Raw genomic sequence first — 14,613 nt, forward strand, 5'->3', positions numbered from 1 at the left:
CCATACCTGGAGGCGGCATGACCACCCATACCGAGGCCGAGATCGCCTCACAACCGGACTGCTGGCGCGAGGTGGCCGCCATTCCGGCCCAGGCCCTGCCCGCCCCCGGTGAACGCGTCGCCGTCGTCGGCTGCGGCACCTCCTGGTTCATCGCCCAGAGCTACGCGGCCCTCCGCGAGCGTGCGGGACACGGGGAGACCGACGCATTCCCCGCTTCCGAGACGCCCCTCCGGCGGCCCTACGACCGCATCCTCGCCCTCACCCGGTCGGGGACCACCACCGAGGTCCTCGATCTCCTTCGCCAAGTGAAGGAGTCCGGCTCCTCCACCAGGACGACCGCCATCACCGCGGACGCGGACACGCCGGTGACCGGGCTGGCGGACGAGACGATCGTCCTCGGCTTCGCCGACGAGCGGTCCGTGGTGCAGACCCGCTTCGCCACGACCCAGCTCGCCCTCCTCCGCACGCACCTCGGCGAGAACCTGGCCTCCGCCATCGCGGACGCCGAGCACGCGCTCGCCGAACCGCTACCGGAGTCGCTGATCGCCGCCGAGCAGTTTTCCTTCCTCGGCACCGGCTGGACGTACGGCATCGCCCAGGAGGCGGCGCTGAAGATGCGGGAGGCGTGCCGGGCCTGGACCGAGGCCCACCTCGCCATGGAATACCGCCACGGCCCCATCGCCATCGCGGGACCGGGACGGATCACCTGGACGCTCGGCGCGGCTCCCAGCGGGATGCGCGACCAGGTCGAGGCCACCGGCGGCACGCTCCTGGAGACGACCCTCGATCCCATGGCCGAACTCATCCGCGTCCAGCGGGTGGCTGTCGCCCGCGCCCACGCCGCCGGTCTGGACCCCGACCGGCCGTTGCACCTCACCCGGTCGGTGATCCTCCCCGCCTGACGGCACACTCCATAACGCGAGAGCACCCCGGCCGTCGCCCCGCTTCCGTACGGCGGGACGGCGGGACGGGGCCTCGCCGTCCACGCGCCCGGCAGGCCGAAACCGAAACCGAGCAGCACCATCGGCACCGCGATCGAGGCGAGCAAGGTACGGCGCAAACCATACCTATACGGGGCGGATCAGGCCTCGTGAAGGCCGTCGGCGATCAGCCGACGCACGGCGTCGACGACGGTGCGCCTACGGCGGTCGCGGTCGGCCGGAGCGTTCGTGCCCAACTCGGGGGTGACCGATGCCCACGCCCCCGCCACCGAGATGACGAGCGTCAGGAGTTCGACCGGCGTGTAGTGATCTGACAAGACGCCCTCTCGCTGCGCCCGCGCCACCTTCTCCAGCTTCCCGACGTTGGACGTCACGATGGCCTGCAGCGGAGCCCCGTTCGGCCGCTCCAGCCGGTACCAGGTGGCCAGGCGGACGGTCGCGGGATCGTCCTCGTAACGGTCGAACAGCCGCCCGGCGTACCCCGGCAGGTCGGCGGCGTCGAACGGCACGTGCTCGATGGTCGCGGCGACCAGGGCGGTGAAGACCGCGTCGAACAACTGGTCCTTGTTGCCGAAGTACGCGTAGATCATCGCCTTGTTGCATCCGGCGGCTTCGGCGATGCGATCGACCCGGGCCCCCGCGATGCCGCGCGCGGCGAACTCGTCGGCCGCCGCCTCCAGGAGTCGCTTCTTCGTCCGATCCGCATCCCGCACCATGCCCGCGACCCTACCACTCGGGCCAACCAACCGGTTAGTTGACACAACCCGCCGGGCGGGTGTTTCCTGGCTCGTATCCAACTGGTCAGTTAGTTAATGAAGGAACTCCTCATGTCCAAGACCTGGCTCATCACCGGCAGCTCCCGGGGCTTCGGCCGGGAGCTCGCCAAGGCGGCGCTCGACAACGGCGACAGGGTCGTCGCGACCGCGCGGCGTCCGGAGCAGCTCGACGATCTCGTGAAGGAGTACGGCGACGCCGTACGGGCGATCGCGCTCGACGTCACCGACGCGGCTGCCGCCCGCGCCGCCGTACAGACCGCGATCGACGAGTTCGGGACGCTCGACGTCGTGGTGAACAACGCCGGCTACGCCAACAGCGCCTCCATCGAGGACACCCCCGACGACGATTTCCGCGCCCAGATCGAGACGAACCTGTTCGGCGTCGTCAACGTCACCAAGGCCGCCCTCCCCGTGCTGCACCGGCAGCGGTCGGGGCACTTCATCCAGTTCTCCTCCATCGGCGGACGCGTCGGCGGCACCCCGGGGATGGGCGCGTACCAGACCGCCAAGTGGGCCGTCGAAGGCTTCTCGGAGGTCCTCAGCAACGAGGTGAAGCCCTTCGGCGTCAAGGTCACGATCATCGAGCCCGGCGGTTTCCGCACCGACTGGGGCGGCTCCTCGATGCGCACCCCGCCGGTGAGCGAGGACTACGACGAGACGGTCGGTGCGATGAACCGCTACCGGGAGTCCACCGTGCACCGGTGGGCGGGCGACCCGGAACGCGCGGCCAGGATCATCACCGACGTCGTGAGTCTCGACGAGCCGCCGCTGCGCCTCCTGCTCGGCGCAGGCGCGGTCGAGTTGGCGGAGCAGGCCTCCAAGGCGCGCGCCGCGGAAGCCGAGAAGTGGGCCGACGTCAGCAGGTCCGCCGACTTCCCCGCCGACGAGTCCTGACGGGGCACCCGGACCACCCGTCGTACATCCAGAGCTGTACGGCACGGCGGCGGATCGGCGGCCGGCTCACCGGGCAGGACCTGGAGCTCGCAGGTCACCGGTAGACGCTGGCGATCGCACGCAGGTCGGGGTGCGTATTCGAGGCCGGGCGCAGGCGCGGCGCGAGGGAACGCTTCACCTTCCGGGGCACGCCCGGGCCCAGACCCACATATTCCAGGCGGGTGCCGGCGGGGACACCTTCCAGCAGGGTCGTGGCGCCCCTTCCGGTCACCCCGGTGTGGCGGAGCTCGAGCCGGCGGAGCGGGCTGCCCGCGAGGGCGCTGGTGAGCGCCTCCACACCGAGGTCCCCGGTGACGTTGGCGGGTGCGCCGAGGGCACGCTCGGACGGCGGCCGGCCGAGGTCCAGCACCTCGATCCCATCGAGAGCCGCGGCCAGCGCACGCGCACCGGCGGGTCCGATCCCGTTGCCGCCGAGGCCGAGCCCTATCGGCCGCGCGGGGTCGGCCGCCGCCGCGAGCGCCGCGGCACCCTCGTCGCCCAGATGATTGGCCGCCAGGTAGAGCTCGCGGACACCCGCGTCGCGAATCAGCGCGGCCAGCAAGGGGGCGGCGTCGGGACCGAGGCCGTTGCCTCCGAGGAAGAGCCGCTCGATCGGCCGGGCCCTGCCGGTGAGGGCGGCGAGCAGCGCACCCAGCCCGTCCACGGTGAGCCCGGTGTTCACCAGGTCGAGCGTGCGTAGCGTGGTGTTGCGGCGCACCATCGTGGCGAGCGCCCGGACTCCCGCGTCGCCGATCGGATTGCGCTTGAGCCAGAGGCCGTGGACGGTGTCGTCGCCGGCCAGCCGGTCGGCCAACGCGGCGGCTCCACCCGGGTCGATGCGGTTGCAGCCGAGATACAACGTCCGCAGCGAGTGGCCCGGCTTCAGCGCCCCGGCGATCGTCCGGGCCCCCTCGGAGCCGATGGCGTTGGTGCCGAGCAGCAGGTGAGCGACGTGGGGCGAGGCGGTCACCACAGGCAGCAGCCGGATGACGCCCGCCGCGCCGAGTCCCTGCTTGCAGAGGTCGACCCGCCCGTCCGGCCGTACGGTTCCCACCGGGAACGTCTCGTCGGCGCCGACCGGGACCGAGGTCGCCAGCCTGGCGAGAAGCGGGCTGAGCGCCGCGGGGTCGACGAGCGGCATATCGGGATGCTCGATCACGGGGCAGCGCACGGGCGTCGGCTGGGTCATCACCACTCCACCGGTTGGAAGTCCTTCAGGAACAGGCCGGACATCCGCTGCCCGCCGACGCCCCGTACGACGGGGTCGTAGACGCGCGCGGCGCCGTCGATGACGTCCAGCGGCGGCCGGAACCCGGACTCCCGCTGCGCCGTCTTCGCAGGATGAGGACGTTCGTCGGTCACCCAGCCTGTGTCCACGCTGTTCATGTGAATCCCCGAGGCCGCATAGTCGGCGGCCGCCGTACGGGTCAGCATGTTCAGCGAAGCCTTCGCCATGTTCGTGTGCGGGTGCCGGACGGTCTTGTTCACTCGCGAGAAGCTCCCCTCCATGGCCGAGACCTGCACCACGTAGCGATCCGGGAACGGCGACGCCTCCATGAGCCCGCGCAGCCGGGACGTGAGGAGGAAGGGCCCGAAGGCGTTCACCGTCTGCACCTCCAGCCACTCCACGGGATCGACCTCGTGCAGGCGCAGATTCCAGGTGTTGCGCGCGCGCAGGTCCAGCGGCTGGCCCGTCTCGTCCGTACGGCCGGCCGGGAAGAGCGACTCCATCCCGTCCTCACCAGCCGCGAGCGCACGGCCGGCGGGGCCGAGCGCGGCGACCTCCACCACCTCGCGGAAGGCGATCGCGGCCGGCCTCGCGGGAGCCGTGATCCGGACCCGCGCCGCCGCCCCCGTCAGCGGCTCGTTCTCTTTCGAGCAAACCTCACGGTGATACGCCTGGGGCCGTCTGATCGTCTGTGCCGCGTTGTTCACCAGGATGTCGAGGTGCTCGAAACGGTCGTGCACCGATTCGAGCAGGCCGGCCAAGCCGGCGAAGTCCAGCAGGTCGACGCCGTGGATGTGTAAGCGGTCCAGCCACTCCGCGGAGTCGGGCACCGCCGCGAAACGGCGGGCGGCGTCGCGGGGGAAGCGGGAGGTGACCAGAACCTCGGCGCCGTCACGCAACATCTTCAGCACGAGATGGAAGCCGATCTTGATGCGGCCGCCGGTGACGAGCGCCCGCCGCCCGCGCAGATCGCATCGCGCGTGACGGCGGCTCAGGCTCTCGGCCGCACAGTCCGGGCACATGAGGTGGTAGACGGGGTGCACGTGGCCGTACATCGTCTTGCACACGTAGCACCGGTGGGCGCCGACCAGCGGCCTCAGGACCGCGGGCGCCGGCGCGGCGTCCCCGGCGCCGACCGGATGTCCCGCGTCCAGCCTCGGCGGCTCGGGACCGGGATCCTGCTCCTGGTAACGCTCGGAGGCCGCCATGGCCTCACGGTCGCGGCGCCTGCGGTCCGCGCGCCTGGCCGCCTTCCGCGCCCTCCTGCCCGCCCGGTAGACCTCCGCCACGGCCTCGTGCACGGCCGCCCACCGCGGGTCCGCGGGGTCCGTCGCGCGCGCCTGAGCGAGCACCTGCAGACAGGTCTCGATCTCCGGCCGGGTGAGGGCGTCCGCGATCACGTCCGCATCCGGGGCGTTCGACGCCATCGACTCTCCTCACGAATGAGCGGCACGGCAGGCCGGATTCGAACCGGCGTCCTCCCCCGGGCAAAGGGCACGACGGCCTCTGCACGACAGCCTCGCCTTCGGTCACCTTAGCGACATTTCCGACATCTGATCTATCGCTCGCGGGCCTGCACGGATCGGCTAGATCATCCGATGGGCGTCGCTGTGACGCACATCACGCACGGTTCATCGCTGCACAAATCTGCTCATTAATGCTATGAAAGATGCATAAACGAACCATCCTCCGTCGGGAGGCCGCAGTGATCTCCCCCACCGACGCATGCGACCAGGCAGAACTCGCGGCATGATCCTCACCGTCACCCTCAACCTGGCTCTCGACGTGACCTACGTGGTCGGCGATGTCGACTGGAACGGCATGAACCGCGTCAGCGCGGTCCACCGCCGCGCGGGCGGCAAGGGCGTGAACGTCGCCCGCGTGCTCACTTCTCTCGGCCACGAGGTCCTCGCCACGGGCCTCGCCGGAGGCCGTACCGGCGACGCCGTTCTGGCCGACCTCGCCCTCGCGGGCGTCGCCGCGGACTTCACCCCCATAGCCGCCGAGTCACGCACCACCCTCGTGGTCTCCGACCCCGGCGCGTCCGCGTCCGGTGCGGCCGCAGCCCCACGGAACGCGCTGTTCAACGAGCCGGGCCCGGTGGTGACCGACGAGGACCTCGTCCGCTTCACCCGCCACTTCACCCGTCTCGCCAGCCGGGCGGACGCCGTCGTGATCTCCGGGAGCCTGCCGCCCGGCGTTCCCGCCGACTTCTACGCCGGGCTCGCGGCCATGGCCGCGGAGCGAGGCGTGCCCGCGATCGTGGACGCCGACGGCGCGCCGCTCCGCCACGCCCTGAGCGGCCGTCCCGCGATCGTCAAACCCAACGCGGAGGAACTCGCGCGGGCCATGCCCGGCGAGGGCCGGGTGACGTCGCACCCGTCTCCCGACGCGGCCCGGGCGGAGGCGTTGCGGAGAGCCGGCGCGGAGTCCGTCGTGGTCTCACTCGGAGCAGGCGGGGCGCTCGCGGTGACACCTGGCGGATCCTGGCGGGCCCACATGCCGCGCGAGATCTCGGGAAACCCGACCGGCGCGGGAGACGCCCTGGTGGCGGGGCTCGCCCTCGGCCTCGTGGAAGCCACCCCCTGGCCGGACCGGCTGCGCCGCGCCACCGCGCTGGGAGCCGCCGCCGTCGCCGCTCCCCTCGCCGGCGACTTCGACCCCGGCGTCTACCGGACCCTCCACCCCGCGATCAGCATCGAGCCCGTCGCCTGACCCCCCACCCGAAGCACCACAGAAACGGAGGCCGGCCATGCCCCTCGTCGGCATCGGCGACATCACCCGTCACGCTCCGGCGGGCGTCGGCGCCTTCAACGTCATCCTGCTGGAGCACGCCGAGGCGATCGTCGCGGGAGCGGAGGCCGCGGACACCCCCGTGGTCCTGCAGATCAGCGAGAACGCGGTCCGCTACCACGGGGCTCTGGCCCCGATCGCGGTGGCCTCACTGGCCGTCGCCCGCGCCGCGGCCGTGCCCGTCGCCGTACATCTCGACCACGCCACCGACCGCGCCCTGGTCGAGGAGGCCGTCACGCTCGGGCTCGGCTCGGTCATGTTCGACGCCTCCGCGCTCGACGACGAGGCCAACGTGGCGGCCACAGCGGACGTCGTCGCCTGGTGCCACGAGCGCGGCGTGTGGGTGGAGGCCGAGCTCGGCGAGGTCGGCGGGAAGGACGGGGTGCACGCGCCGGGCGCCCGCACCAAACCACACGAGGCCGCCGACTATGTGGCGCGTACGGGTGTCGACGCCCTGGCGGTGGCCGTCGGCAGCTCCCACGCGATGACCACCAAGGACGCCGTGCTCGACCTCGACCTCATCGCGGAGCTCCACGCAGCGGTGCCGGTCCCGCTCGTGCTGCACGGCTCCTCGGGAGTGCCCGACGACACCCTCCGCGCCGCCGTACGGCACGGCATGAAGAAGATCAACATCGCCACGCATCTCAACAAGGCCTTCACCGAGGCCGTCCGCGGTCACCTCGACACGCACCCGTCGGTGGTCGACTCCCGGGCGTACGTCAGGGTCGGGCGCGACGCCGTCGCCCGCGAGGTCACCCATCTCCTCAACGTCCTGTCATGACCCCCACCGCATGCCGTGATCATGCACAGGTTCGTGCGCAGCCATGCTGACCTGCGCAAACCTCCGCCGTGATCATGCACGGATTCGTACGCGGCCGTGCTGACCTGCGCATACGGTCCGCGTGATCATGCACGGATTCGCTGACGGCCGCTCTGACCTGGGCATTCCTCTTGCGTGATCATGCGCAAGATGCGGGGCCCAATTGACCTGTGCGCAACTTCCGCGAGAACGCTGCGACCATAGCCGCAGCGACCGCGCGCAGGTTACTTCGCGTTCTCTGCTCGACGGGCGATGTGTCCGCCGAAACTATTCGGGCGCCCCTTCGATGTCGCCGATCGAATAGGTGGAGACAATGAACTCCCGCAACCGTGTGCGTGCCGCGTATAGAGCGCGCGTGGTTTCCACGGCGTTATCGATCAGAGCTCTAAGCTCATTCTCTGAATTCGGAAGACCGTCGACCTGCGCCTTGTATCGGAGAATCCATTCCGCACGATCCTCTGTGGCGTTGACGACCTGATCGAACACTTCAGGACAATAGATCTTGAGGAACGTCCGGAGGCTGCGACGGGCCGCCTGACGACGCTTCGAAGCCCGCCAGCGCACCAGTATCGGCGCCTTCTCCGTGTAGACGCCGTCGATATCCTTCAAGGTCACCCGAAGGACATCGGCACGCAACTGCCGGGGACCGATTCGTAGCTCTCGGGGATCAATTCCTGGCGTGAGGAAGACCGCCGTCTCCTCCGCCATGTCGCACCAGTCGTCGAGAATCGCGAAGAGCTCCATAAGTGATTCGCGTACGTCTTGCCGTAAATGCTGGTCGGATTTTCTCACCGCGCCGAGAATTGTAGACCCGCCGCGGGCGATTGCTTCCACATCGGCCAGTCCAGGAATCAATTCCGTCTCCGTCGCCAGTGTCGATATGCCGACCCTACTTGTGCCGCTCTACATTGAGCCATTTTCATCGTGATGATGGTGGGCATCGACGGTGTGGCCGATGAGGGTTCCTCCTGCAGCGGATGTTTGTCCGTGAGCGTGGACGTTGGGTTCAGATCAGCCTGCCTCGGGCGTCAGGCGGTATCGGTTGCAGACGTCCAGCAACAGAGCAGTCCTGATCTCGAGTGGCTTGTCGATGCCGTCCAACTCCACGTCGACCAGCACTGTGTCGTCCGTGCGAGTGCGCGCGAAGTGCATCTCGACGCGGGGCCGCCCGTCCAGGACGAACGTGAACCAGCTGTCGTCGTCGGCGTCGGAGCCCTCGACGCCGGCAGTGAGCGTGCCGTCATCGAGTCGGCACCGGACAAGATCGGCAATCGTCTGGGCGAACGGCAACAGATTCGCACGCCAGATCCAGCCGTGCATCGTGCCGCGTGGCTCGGCCTGCATCCGTGCAGGCTAGATTCCGGCCCGGTGCGGCCGCAAGGAAAGCGCGATGAAGACATTCTCATGCTGCGTCATGGCGGGTCTCGACGTCGCCTTTGCGCGCCGGTACGGGTCCAGCGAGGCTGCTGGACATGATCCCGGGCCGCTCCAAGGCCGCGTTCAAGGCCTGGCTTACCCAGCGCCCCCAGGCGTGGCGCGAGGCCGTGGAAGTCGTCGCGATGGACGGGTTCACCGGCTTCAAGACCGCCGCCGCTGAGGAGATCCCCGCCGCGGTCGCGGTGATGGACCCCTTCCACATGGTGCGCCTTGCCGGCGACGCCCTCAACGACTGCCGCCGCCGCGTTCAGCAGACCACCCGCGGCCGCCGCGGCCGTAAGAACGACCCGCTCTACCGTGCCCGGCGAACCCTGCACACCGATGCCGACCTGCTCACCGACAAGCAGGCCGCCCGACTCACGGCCCTGTTCGCCATCGATGAGCACGTCGAGGTCGAGGCCACCTGGGGCATCTACCAGCGGATGATCGCCGCTTGCCGGCACCCGACCCAGCCGCAGGCCGCGAGCTGATGGTCAAGCTGATCGAGTCGCTCAGCGCCGGCGTCCCCAGGCCGCTGGTCGAGATCGCCAAGCTCGGCCGCACCCTGAGCAAGTTGCCGCCAGGTGAGGTGCTGGGGCGGATCGGTGTCGGCTGCCCAACCAGGGACAGCGATGCGCAAACGCAGCCGGAGGCCCGATCTTGTGTCACCGTTCGCAGTGGACTTCTTCGCGTACCCGCTCAGATCGGTCAACGGCGCACCCGATAGCGCAGGTGAAGCACCCGGTTGCCCTGAATCACCACCTCAGGATCCTCCAACAGGTGCTGCGCGTGGACCGACCCGAAGTAGCGCTTGCCGGACCCGAACACGACGGGTACGACGTCCATGCGCACCTCGTCGATCAGGCCCGCGGCAAGCACCTGGCCACCGACGTCGCCAGCGGCGACCTCGACCATGCGGTCACCCGCAAGCTCCTGCGCCTTGGCCACGGCTGCCTCGACGCCGTCGACGAAGTGAAACGGCGCCTCGGGGTCCCAGCCCTCGGGCATCGGCCGGTGCGACACGACGACCACGTGATCGATCCCGCCCGGAGGCTTCCCGTCCCAGCCGTCCGTCATGTCGAAGACGTGGCGGCCGACGATCGTGACTCCGATCTGGTCCCAGTACGGCCGGGTGTAGTCGTAGGACGTCTGCGACACCTTCAGCTCGCCGCTCTCGTCCAACGGGACGTCACCGCTGGACAACCAGTCGAACAGCGGTCCGGGCTGGTCATTCTCGTCCGCGACGAAGCCGTCCACCGACACCGAGCTGTACATGACCACCTTGCCCACGGGGCTCTCCTCTGCTTTGGGGTGCCCTCAAATTAGCGTGTCGTGAGCTGTCGCTTCTTGTAAGAAATCAATCGGCCGGCAGCGGCCAGCCGTCCATCACGTGGCCGGGATGTTCGCGCAGGAACCGCCGCCGGACTTCGACGTACCGGGTCGGCGTGAGCCCGGTGAACGCCCGGAACTCGTGGCCGAAGTGGGCCTGGTCGAAGTAGCCTGCGCCACCGGCGAGGTCGCCCCAGTCGATCGGTCCGGCGGGGTTGATCGCGAAAACGGTGGCGGCGAAGCGGTAGGTTCGGGCCAGCCGCTTCGGCGTGACGCCGATGAGCTCCTTGAACCGCTGTGCCAGATGAGTGCTGCTGACACCGGCTGCCACCCTCAGGTCGCCGATCGCCACCGCCCCGCTGGTCGCCGCGATGACACTGCTCGTATGGCGGACCAGCCCCAGGCCGGCGGTCTCGCACAGCCGTCGCATCAGCTCCTCCTCGAGCAGCGTCAGCATCTCGTGCGGTCCGTCCGCCGTGGCCAGCCGGTCTCGCAGCTCAGCAATGGCGGGCCGGCCCCAAACCTGCTCTACCGTCACAGGCCGGTCACACAGCTCGGCCGCGGGCATCGGCAGGAACGGCGCCAGCCCCCACGGCTTGACGTGCACGCCGACGGACCGGGTCCGGAGTGGGTAGCCGAACTCCAACGCGCGGGTGGGCATGGTGACCACGCAGCCGTCGGCGTACTCGGCCGTCTCGATGTCGGTGCCCGCGCGGATGCGGAACGGCGCCCCGAGGTTGACGATGAGCAACGCCGACGGCATCGGCGGCAGCATCAGCCGGGCGTACGGCGGCGCACCCTCCAGGTAGTAAAGGTCGTCGATCAGCCCGTCCAGCGGCGGTCGCGGCACTCTGGACACGTACTCCACGCCCACAGCATCGCCGCCACCGTGTTCGCGATCAACTCCGAGAATGAGCCTAGAGCTCTGATCGATGACGCCGTGGAAACCACGCGCGCTCTATACGCGGCACGCACACGGTTGCGGGAGTTCATTGTCTCCACCTATTCGATCGGCGACATCGAAGGGGCGCCCGAATAGTTTCGGCGGACACATCGCCCGTCGAGCAGAGAACGCGAAGTAACCTGCGCGCGGTCGCTGCGGCTATGGTCGCAGCGTTCTCGCGGAAGTTGCGCACAGGTCAATTGGGCCCCGCATCTTGCGCATGATCACGCAAGAGGAATGCCCAGGTCAGAGCGGCCGTCAGCGAATCCGCGCATGATCACGCGGACCGTATGCACAGGTCAGCACGGCCGCGTACGAATCCATGCATGATCACGACAGAGGTTCACGCAGGTCAACACCGCCGCACACGAACCTGCGCATGATCACGACAGAGGTTTGCGCAGGCCAGCACCGCCGCACACGAACCTGTGCATGATCACGGCGGGGGTAGGGGGATGACGGTGGCGGATTGGCGGGCTTGTTCTGCGGCCCATACGACGCGGTGGGAGGCGAGGCTCGTGGCGGCGTCTGTCCAGACCAGCGAAGGGTCGCCCGCGGCCACGGCCCGGAGGAAGGCGTCCACGAGGGCTCCGTCTCCCCCACCGTGGCCCTCGGCCGCCGAGGCTCCGCTCTCCGCGCTCGTGTCGACGACCTCCTCCCGGCCCGTACGGAAGTCGGTGAGCTTCAGCAGGGTGCCGTCGCCCTCCAGGTAGCCGTGCGTGCCGAAGATCCTGGTCCTGCGCTGCTCCTGCGGCGTGAACGCCGTCATGGTGAACGAGACGGTGCCGCCCCCGGCGAACTCCCAGGAGACCACCTGATGGTCGACGACGGAGTTGTCGCAGGCGTAGACGCACCGGCCGTAGGGCCCCTCGCGCAGGGCCCGCCGCACGCCCTCCTCGGTGTGGTCGGAGGTGACCACGCTCAACGGCCAGAACGTGCGGTCCGGATCGTTCAGGCAGTCGAGGTAGAGCCGGGGCGCCGAATAGGGGCAGGTGGCCTCGACCGCGCAGTCGAGACACCGGTCGGCGGCGCCCTCCGGCCGGTTGGCCGCGGTGAAGTGTTTCAGCGACCCGAACGACGAGACGCGTTCGACCGGGCGGCCGGTGATGTGGAGCAGCCAGTCGATGTCGTGGCACGACTTCGCGAGCAACATGGGCGCGTCCTGTTCACGCCGCCAGTTGCCGCGCACGAACGAGTGGGCCTGATGCCACCAGCCGACCGGCTCGAGGTGTTGCACGCTCACGATCTCGCCGACCCGTCCGGCCGCGAGAAGCGAGGTGAGCACGCGGGTGTAGACGGTGTAGCGGAGCACGTGGCAGACCGTGAGGATCACTCCGGCCGCCTCCACCGCGTCCACGATGCGCCGTGCGTCGGCCTCCGAGGTGGCCATCGGCTTCTCCAGCAGGAGGTGGTGGCCCGTACGGGCGAACGCCACCGCCTGTTCGGCGTGCTGTCCGTCCGGGCTGGCGATGACGGCGGCGTCCGCCGCCCGCTGGGCGGCCAGGGCCGTCCAGTCGGCGTGGACGTGTTCCGGCGCCAGCCCGTGCTCGGCGGCGAAGGCCGCCCGGCGCGCCGGGTCGGGATCGGCGACGGCGACCACTCGGGCGCCCGCGGCCGCGGCGTGGCGCGCGTAGACCGTGCCCCGCATGCCCGCTCCGACGACGACCAGTGTGACCGGCCGGCTCATGCTCGATCCTCTCCGCGGGTCATCCCTTGAGCCCGCTGAACGACATGGTCGCGATGAAGTGCCGCTGGGCCACGACGAACGCCGCGATCAGCGGGAAGGTCGCCAGCACGTTGCCGGCCATCAGCGCCGACCACTGGGTGTGCCGTGCTCCCGCGAACGTCGTGAGACCCACCTGCAGGGTGTACGTCTCCTCGGAGTTGATGGCGATCAGCGGCCAGATCAGGTCGTTCCACGCGCCGAGGAACGTGAAGACGGCCAGGGTCGCGAGCGCGGGACGGGCGAGCGGCAACACCACGCGGAAGAACACGCCGAGGCGGTTGCAGCCGTCGATCCGGGCGGCCTCCTCCAGTTCGCGCGGCAGGCTGAGGAAGAACTGCCTCATCAGGAAGACCCCGAACGCCGTCGCCAGCCACGGCAGGAACGCCGCGGCCAGCGTGTCGATCAGGCCGAAGCTCTTGAAGACGAGGAACGTCGGGATCATCAGCACCTGGGTCGGCACCATGACGGTCGCCATGATGGCCACGAAGGCGACGCCCCTGCCGCGGAAGCGCAGCCGGGCGAAGCCGTACCCGGCGAGGGAGCACAACACCAGGTGGGAGACGACGGCGACGGCGGTGACCAGCAGCGTGTTGCCGAACCACCGCGGGTAGCTGTCCTCGGTGAGGACCTTGAGGTACCCGCCGAAGTCGATGTGGCTGGGCCACAGGCGCGGCGGGAAGGCGTTGATCTCGGCGTCGGGCATGAACGACGTGATGAGCATCCACACCAGCGGCGCCGCGAACAACAACGACAGCGGCATGAGGATCAGGTGGTAGGGCCACTGACGCTTCATGAGGGCGCCTCCCCTCGCCGGGCGTACCAGAGCGCGCCCCCGGACACGACCAGGGTGACCACGAACAGCGCGTAGGCCACGGCCGCCCCGTATCCGGCGTGGAACAGCTGGAAGGCCTGCTGGTACAGGTAGAACACGATCACGGTGGTGGAGTCGAGAGGCTGCCCCTTGGTGGTCGTGTACACCAGGTCGAACAGTTGCAGCGCGTCGATCGTCTGCCAGATCACCAGGAAGACGGTGGCGGGCCTGAGCTGGGGCAGGGTCACCGCCCGGAAGACCCGGAACGCGCCCGCGCCGTCGACCCGCGCCGCTTCGAGCAGTTCACGCGGGATGTCCTGCAACGCGGCCAGGTAGACCACGATGGGCAGGCCCACCGAGCCCCAGAGCGACACCACGACCAAGGTGAGCAAGGCCTGCGAGGGGTCCTGCAGGAACCCCTGGCGGGCGATGCCCGCGCCCGCGAGCAGGTCGTTCACGATGCCGAACTGCGGATCGAGGATGAAGTTGGCGAGGATGCCCGTGGCGGCCGCCGAGACGACGTACGGCACGAACAGACAGGTCCGGTAGAACGCGCGGAACCGGATCGGCCGGTTGAGCGCGAGGGCGATCGGCAGCCCGATGATGAGCGACCCCGGGACGTACAGGACGGAGTACAGCAGGGTGTGCAGGGTCGCCGCCCGCAGATCCGGATCGTCGAGCAGGTCGCGGTAGTTCTGCAGCCCCACGAACGAGCCGGGCGCCAGCAGGTTGTCGTCCCGCAGCGAGAGGATCAGCGCCCAGACCGCCGGGAAGATCGACAGGCCGACGATGACGAGCGTCGCCGGCCCGACGAAGCCCCACCCGGTCAGGTGGGGCATCAGCCGTACCCGTGGCCTGGCCCGCCGTCCGCGCATCGTGAGCGCGTCGGCGGCCATG

At 69.6% G+C, this 14,613-nt stretch carries 14 protein-coding genes and 1 pseudogene; 5 read left to right on the forward strand and 10 right to left on the reverse strand.

All coding sequences use genetic code 11. The features are described from left to right. The first annotated feature begins 17 nt into the window (after window positions 1-17). Complete coding sequence (locus Pmi06nite_RS07585; protein WP_203952166.1) at window positions 18-902, forward strand: SIS domain-containing protein; 885 nt, start codon at window positions 18-20, stop codon at window positions 900-902. A gap of 179 nt (window positions 903-1,081) precedes the next feature. Here the strand turns inward: Pmi06nite_RS07585 and Pmi06nite_RS07590 are convergent, their stop codons facing one another. Then, complete coding sequence (locus tag Pmi06nite_RS07590) at window positions 1,082-1,657, reverse strand: TetR/AcrR family transcriptional regulator (RefSeq protein WP_203952167.1); 576 nt, start codon at window positions 1,655-1,657, stop codon at window positions 1,082-1,084. A 111-nt stretch (window positions 1,658-1,768) separates the two neighbouring features. Between Pmi06nite_RS07590 and Pmi06nite_RS07595 the strand changes: the two genes are divergently transcribed. Next, a complete protein-coding gene (locus tag Pmi06nite_RS07595; RefSeq protein ID WP_203952168.1) occupies window positions 1,769-2,611 on the forward strand; it encodes an oxidoreductase in 843 nt (280 codons plus the stop codon). A gap of 94 nt (window positions 2,612-2,705) precedes the next feature. Here the strand turns inward: Pmi06nite_RS07595 and Pmi06nite_RS07600 are convergent, their stop codons facing one another. Both Pmi06nite_RS07600 and Pmi06nite_RS07605 read right to left on the reverse strand, forming a co-directional pair. Next, window positions 2,706-3,839, reverse strand: coding sequence for a leucine-rich repeat domain-containing protein (locus Pmi06nite_RS07600; protein WP_203952169.1), 1,134 nt, complete (start codon window positions 3,837-3,839; stop codon window positions 2,706-2,708). Next, window positions 3,839-5,305 (reverse strand): SDR family NAD(P)-dependent oxidoreductase, encoded by a 1,467-nt coding sequence (locus Pmi06nite_RS07605; RefSeq protein ID WP_203952170.1) that lies wholly within the window; start codon window positions 5,303-5,305, stop codon window positions 3,839-3,841. The genes Pmi06nite_RS07600 and Pmi06nite_RS07605 overlap by 1 nt, the downstream gene beginning before the upstream one ends. A gap of 322 nt (window positions 5,306-5,627) precedes the next feature. Here Pmi06nite_RS07605 and Pmi06nite_RS07610 point away from each other — a divergent pair, with 322 nt between their 5' ends. Together Pmi06nite_RS07610 and Pmi06nite_RS07615 are read left to right on the forward strand one after the other, a co-directional pair. Next, window positions 5,628-6,593, forward strand: a complete 966-nt coding sequence (locus Pmi06nite_RS07610) for a 1-phosphofructokinase family hexose kinase (RefSeq protein ID WP_203952171.1) — start codon at window positions 5,628-5,630, stop codon at window positions 6,591-6,593. A 37-nt stretch (window positions 6,594-6,630) separates the two neighbouring features. Beyond that, window positions 6,631-7,452, forward strand: coding sequence for a class II fructose-bisphosphate aldolase (locus tag Pmi06nite_RS07615; protein WP_203952172.1), 822 nt, complete (start codon window positions 6,631-6,633; stop codon window positions 7,450-7,452). Window positions 7,453-7,758: 306 nt separating this feature from the next. Here Pmi06nite_RS07615 and Pmi06nite_RS07620 read toward each other — a convergent pair whose 3' ends face one another. Both Pmi06nite_RS07620 and Pmi06nite_RS07625 read right to left on the reverse strand, forming a co-directional pair. Then, window positions 7,759-8,346 carry a hypothetical protein gene (locus tag Pmi06nite_RS07620; protein ID WP_203952173.1) on the reverse strand — a complete coding sequence of 196 codons (588 nt, stop codon included), beginning with the start codon at window positions 8,344-8,346 and terminating at the stop codon, window positions 7,759-7,761. Between the two features lie 156 nt (window positions 8,347-8,502). Further along, a complete protein-coding gene (locus Pmi06nite_RS07625; RefSeq protein ID WP_203952174.1) occupies window positions 8,503-8,835 on the reverse strand; it encodes a hypothetical protein in 333 nt (110 codons plus the stop codon). 89 nt (window positions 8,836-8,924) lie between these two features. Here Pmi06nite_RS07625 and Pmi06nite_RS07630 point away from each other — a divergent pair. Then, window positions 8,925-9,481: pseudogene (locus tag Pmi06nite_RS07630) on the forward strand (ISL3 family transposase); the annotation flags it as partial. A 134-nt stretch (window positions 9,482-9,615) separates the two neighbouring features. Here the strand turns inward: Pmi06nite_RS07630 and Pmi06nite_RS07635 are convergent. The 5 genes from Pmi06nite_RS07635 to Pmi06nite_RS07655 form a co-directional block, all read right to left on the reverse strand. After that, window positions 9,616-10,197 (reverse strand): dihydrofolate reductase family protein, encoded by a 582-nt coding sequence (locus tag Pmi06nite_RS07635; protein WP_203952175.1) that lies wholly within the window; start codon window positions 10,195-10,197, stop codon window positions 9,616-9,618. 67 nt (window positions 10,198-10,264) lie between these two features. After that, on the reverse strand, window positions 10,265-11,104 hold the full coding sequence (locus tag Pmi06nite_RS07640; protein WP_203952176.1) for a helix-turn-helix domain-containing protein: 840 nt from the start codon (window positions 11,102-11,104) through the stop codon (window positions 10,265-10,267). A gap of 511 nt (window positions 11,105-11,615) precedes the next feature. Further along, on the reverse strand, window positions 11,616-12,866 hold the full coding sequence (locus tag Pmi06nite_RS07645; protein ID WP_203952177.1) for a Gfo/Idh/MocA family protein: 1,251 nt from the start codon (window positions 12,864-12,866) through the stop codon (window positions 11,616-11,618). Window positions 12,867-12,885: 19 nt separating this feature from the next. Continuing rightward, on the reverse strand, window positions 12,886-13,698 hold the full coding sequence (locus Pmi06nite_RS07650; RefSeq protein WP_203952178.1) for a carbohydrate ABC transporter permease: 813 nt from the start codon (window positions 13,696-13,698) through the stop codon (window positions 12,886-12,888). Further along, entirely contained in the window at window positions 13,695-14,612 is a 918-nt protein-coding gene (locus Pmi06nite_RS07655; RefSeq protein ID WP_203952179.1) for a carbohydrate ABC transporter permease, read from the reverse strand. Before Pmi06nite_RS07655 ends, Pmi06nite_RS07650 begins: the two co-directional genes overlap by 4 nt. Window position 14,613 lies beyond the last annotated feature (1 nt).

The organism is Planotetraspora mira (assembly GCF_016863275.1).
Lineage (GTDB): Bacteria > Actinomycetota > Actinomycetes > Streptosporangiales > Streptosporangiaceae > Planotetraspora > Planotetraspora mira.

Coding starts and splice junctions, on each gene's coding strand:
- Pmi06nite_RS07585 (WP_203952166.1), top strand. CDS start 18: ATGACCACCCATACCGAGGCCGAGATCGCCTCACAACCGGACTGCTGG.
- Pmi06nite_RS07590 (WP_203952167.1), bottom strand. CDS start 1,657: ATGGTGCGGGATGCGGATCGGACGAAGAAGCGACTCCTGGAGGCGGCG.
- Pmi06nite_RS07595 (WP_203952168.1), top strand. CDS start 1,769: ATGTCCAAGACCTGGCTCATCACCGGCAGCTCCCGGGGCTTCGGCCGG.
- Pmi06nite_RS07600 (WP_203952169.1), bottom strand. CDS start 3,839: ATGACCCAGCCGACGCCCGTGCGCTGCCCCGTGATCGAGCATCCCGAT.
- Pmi06nite_RS07605 (WP_203952170.1), bottom strand. CDS start 5,305: ATGGCGTCGAACGCCCCGGATGCGGACGTGATCGCGGACGCCCTCACC.
- Pmi06nite_RS07610 (WP_203952171.1), top strand. CDS start 5,628: ATGATCCTCACCGTCACCCTCAACCTGGCTCTCGACGTGACCTACGTG.
- Pmi06nite_RS07615 (WP_203952172.1), top strand. CDS start 6,631: ATGCCCCTCGTCGGCATCGGCGACATCACCCGTCACGCTCCGGCGGGC.
- Pmi06nite_RS07625 (WP_203952174.1), bottom strand. CDS start 8,835: ATGCAGGCCGAGCCACGCGGCACGATGCACGGCTGGATCTGGCGTGCG.
- Pmi06nite_RS07645 (WP_203952177.1), bottom strand. CDS start 12,866: ATGAGCCGGCCGGTCACACTGGTCGTCGTCGGAGCGGGCATGCGGGGC.
- Pmi06nite_RS07650 (WP_203952178.1), bottom strand. CDS start 13,698: ATGAAGCGTCAGTGGCCCTACCACCTGATCCTCATGCCGCTGTCGTTG.
- Pmi06nite_RS07655 (WP_203952179.1), bottom strand. CDS start 14,612: ATGGCCGCCGACGCGCTCACGATGCGCGGACGGCGGGCCAGGCCACGG.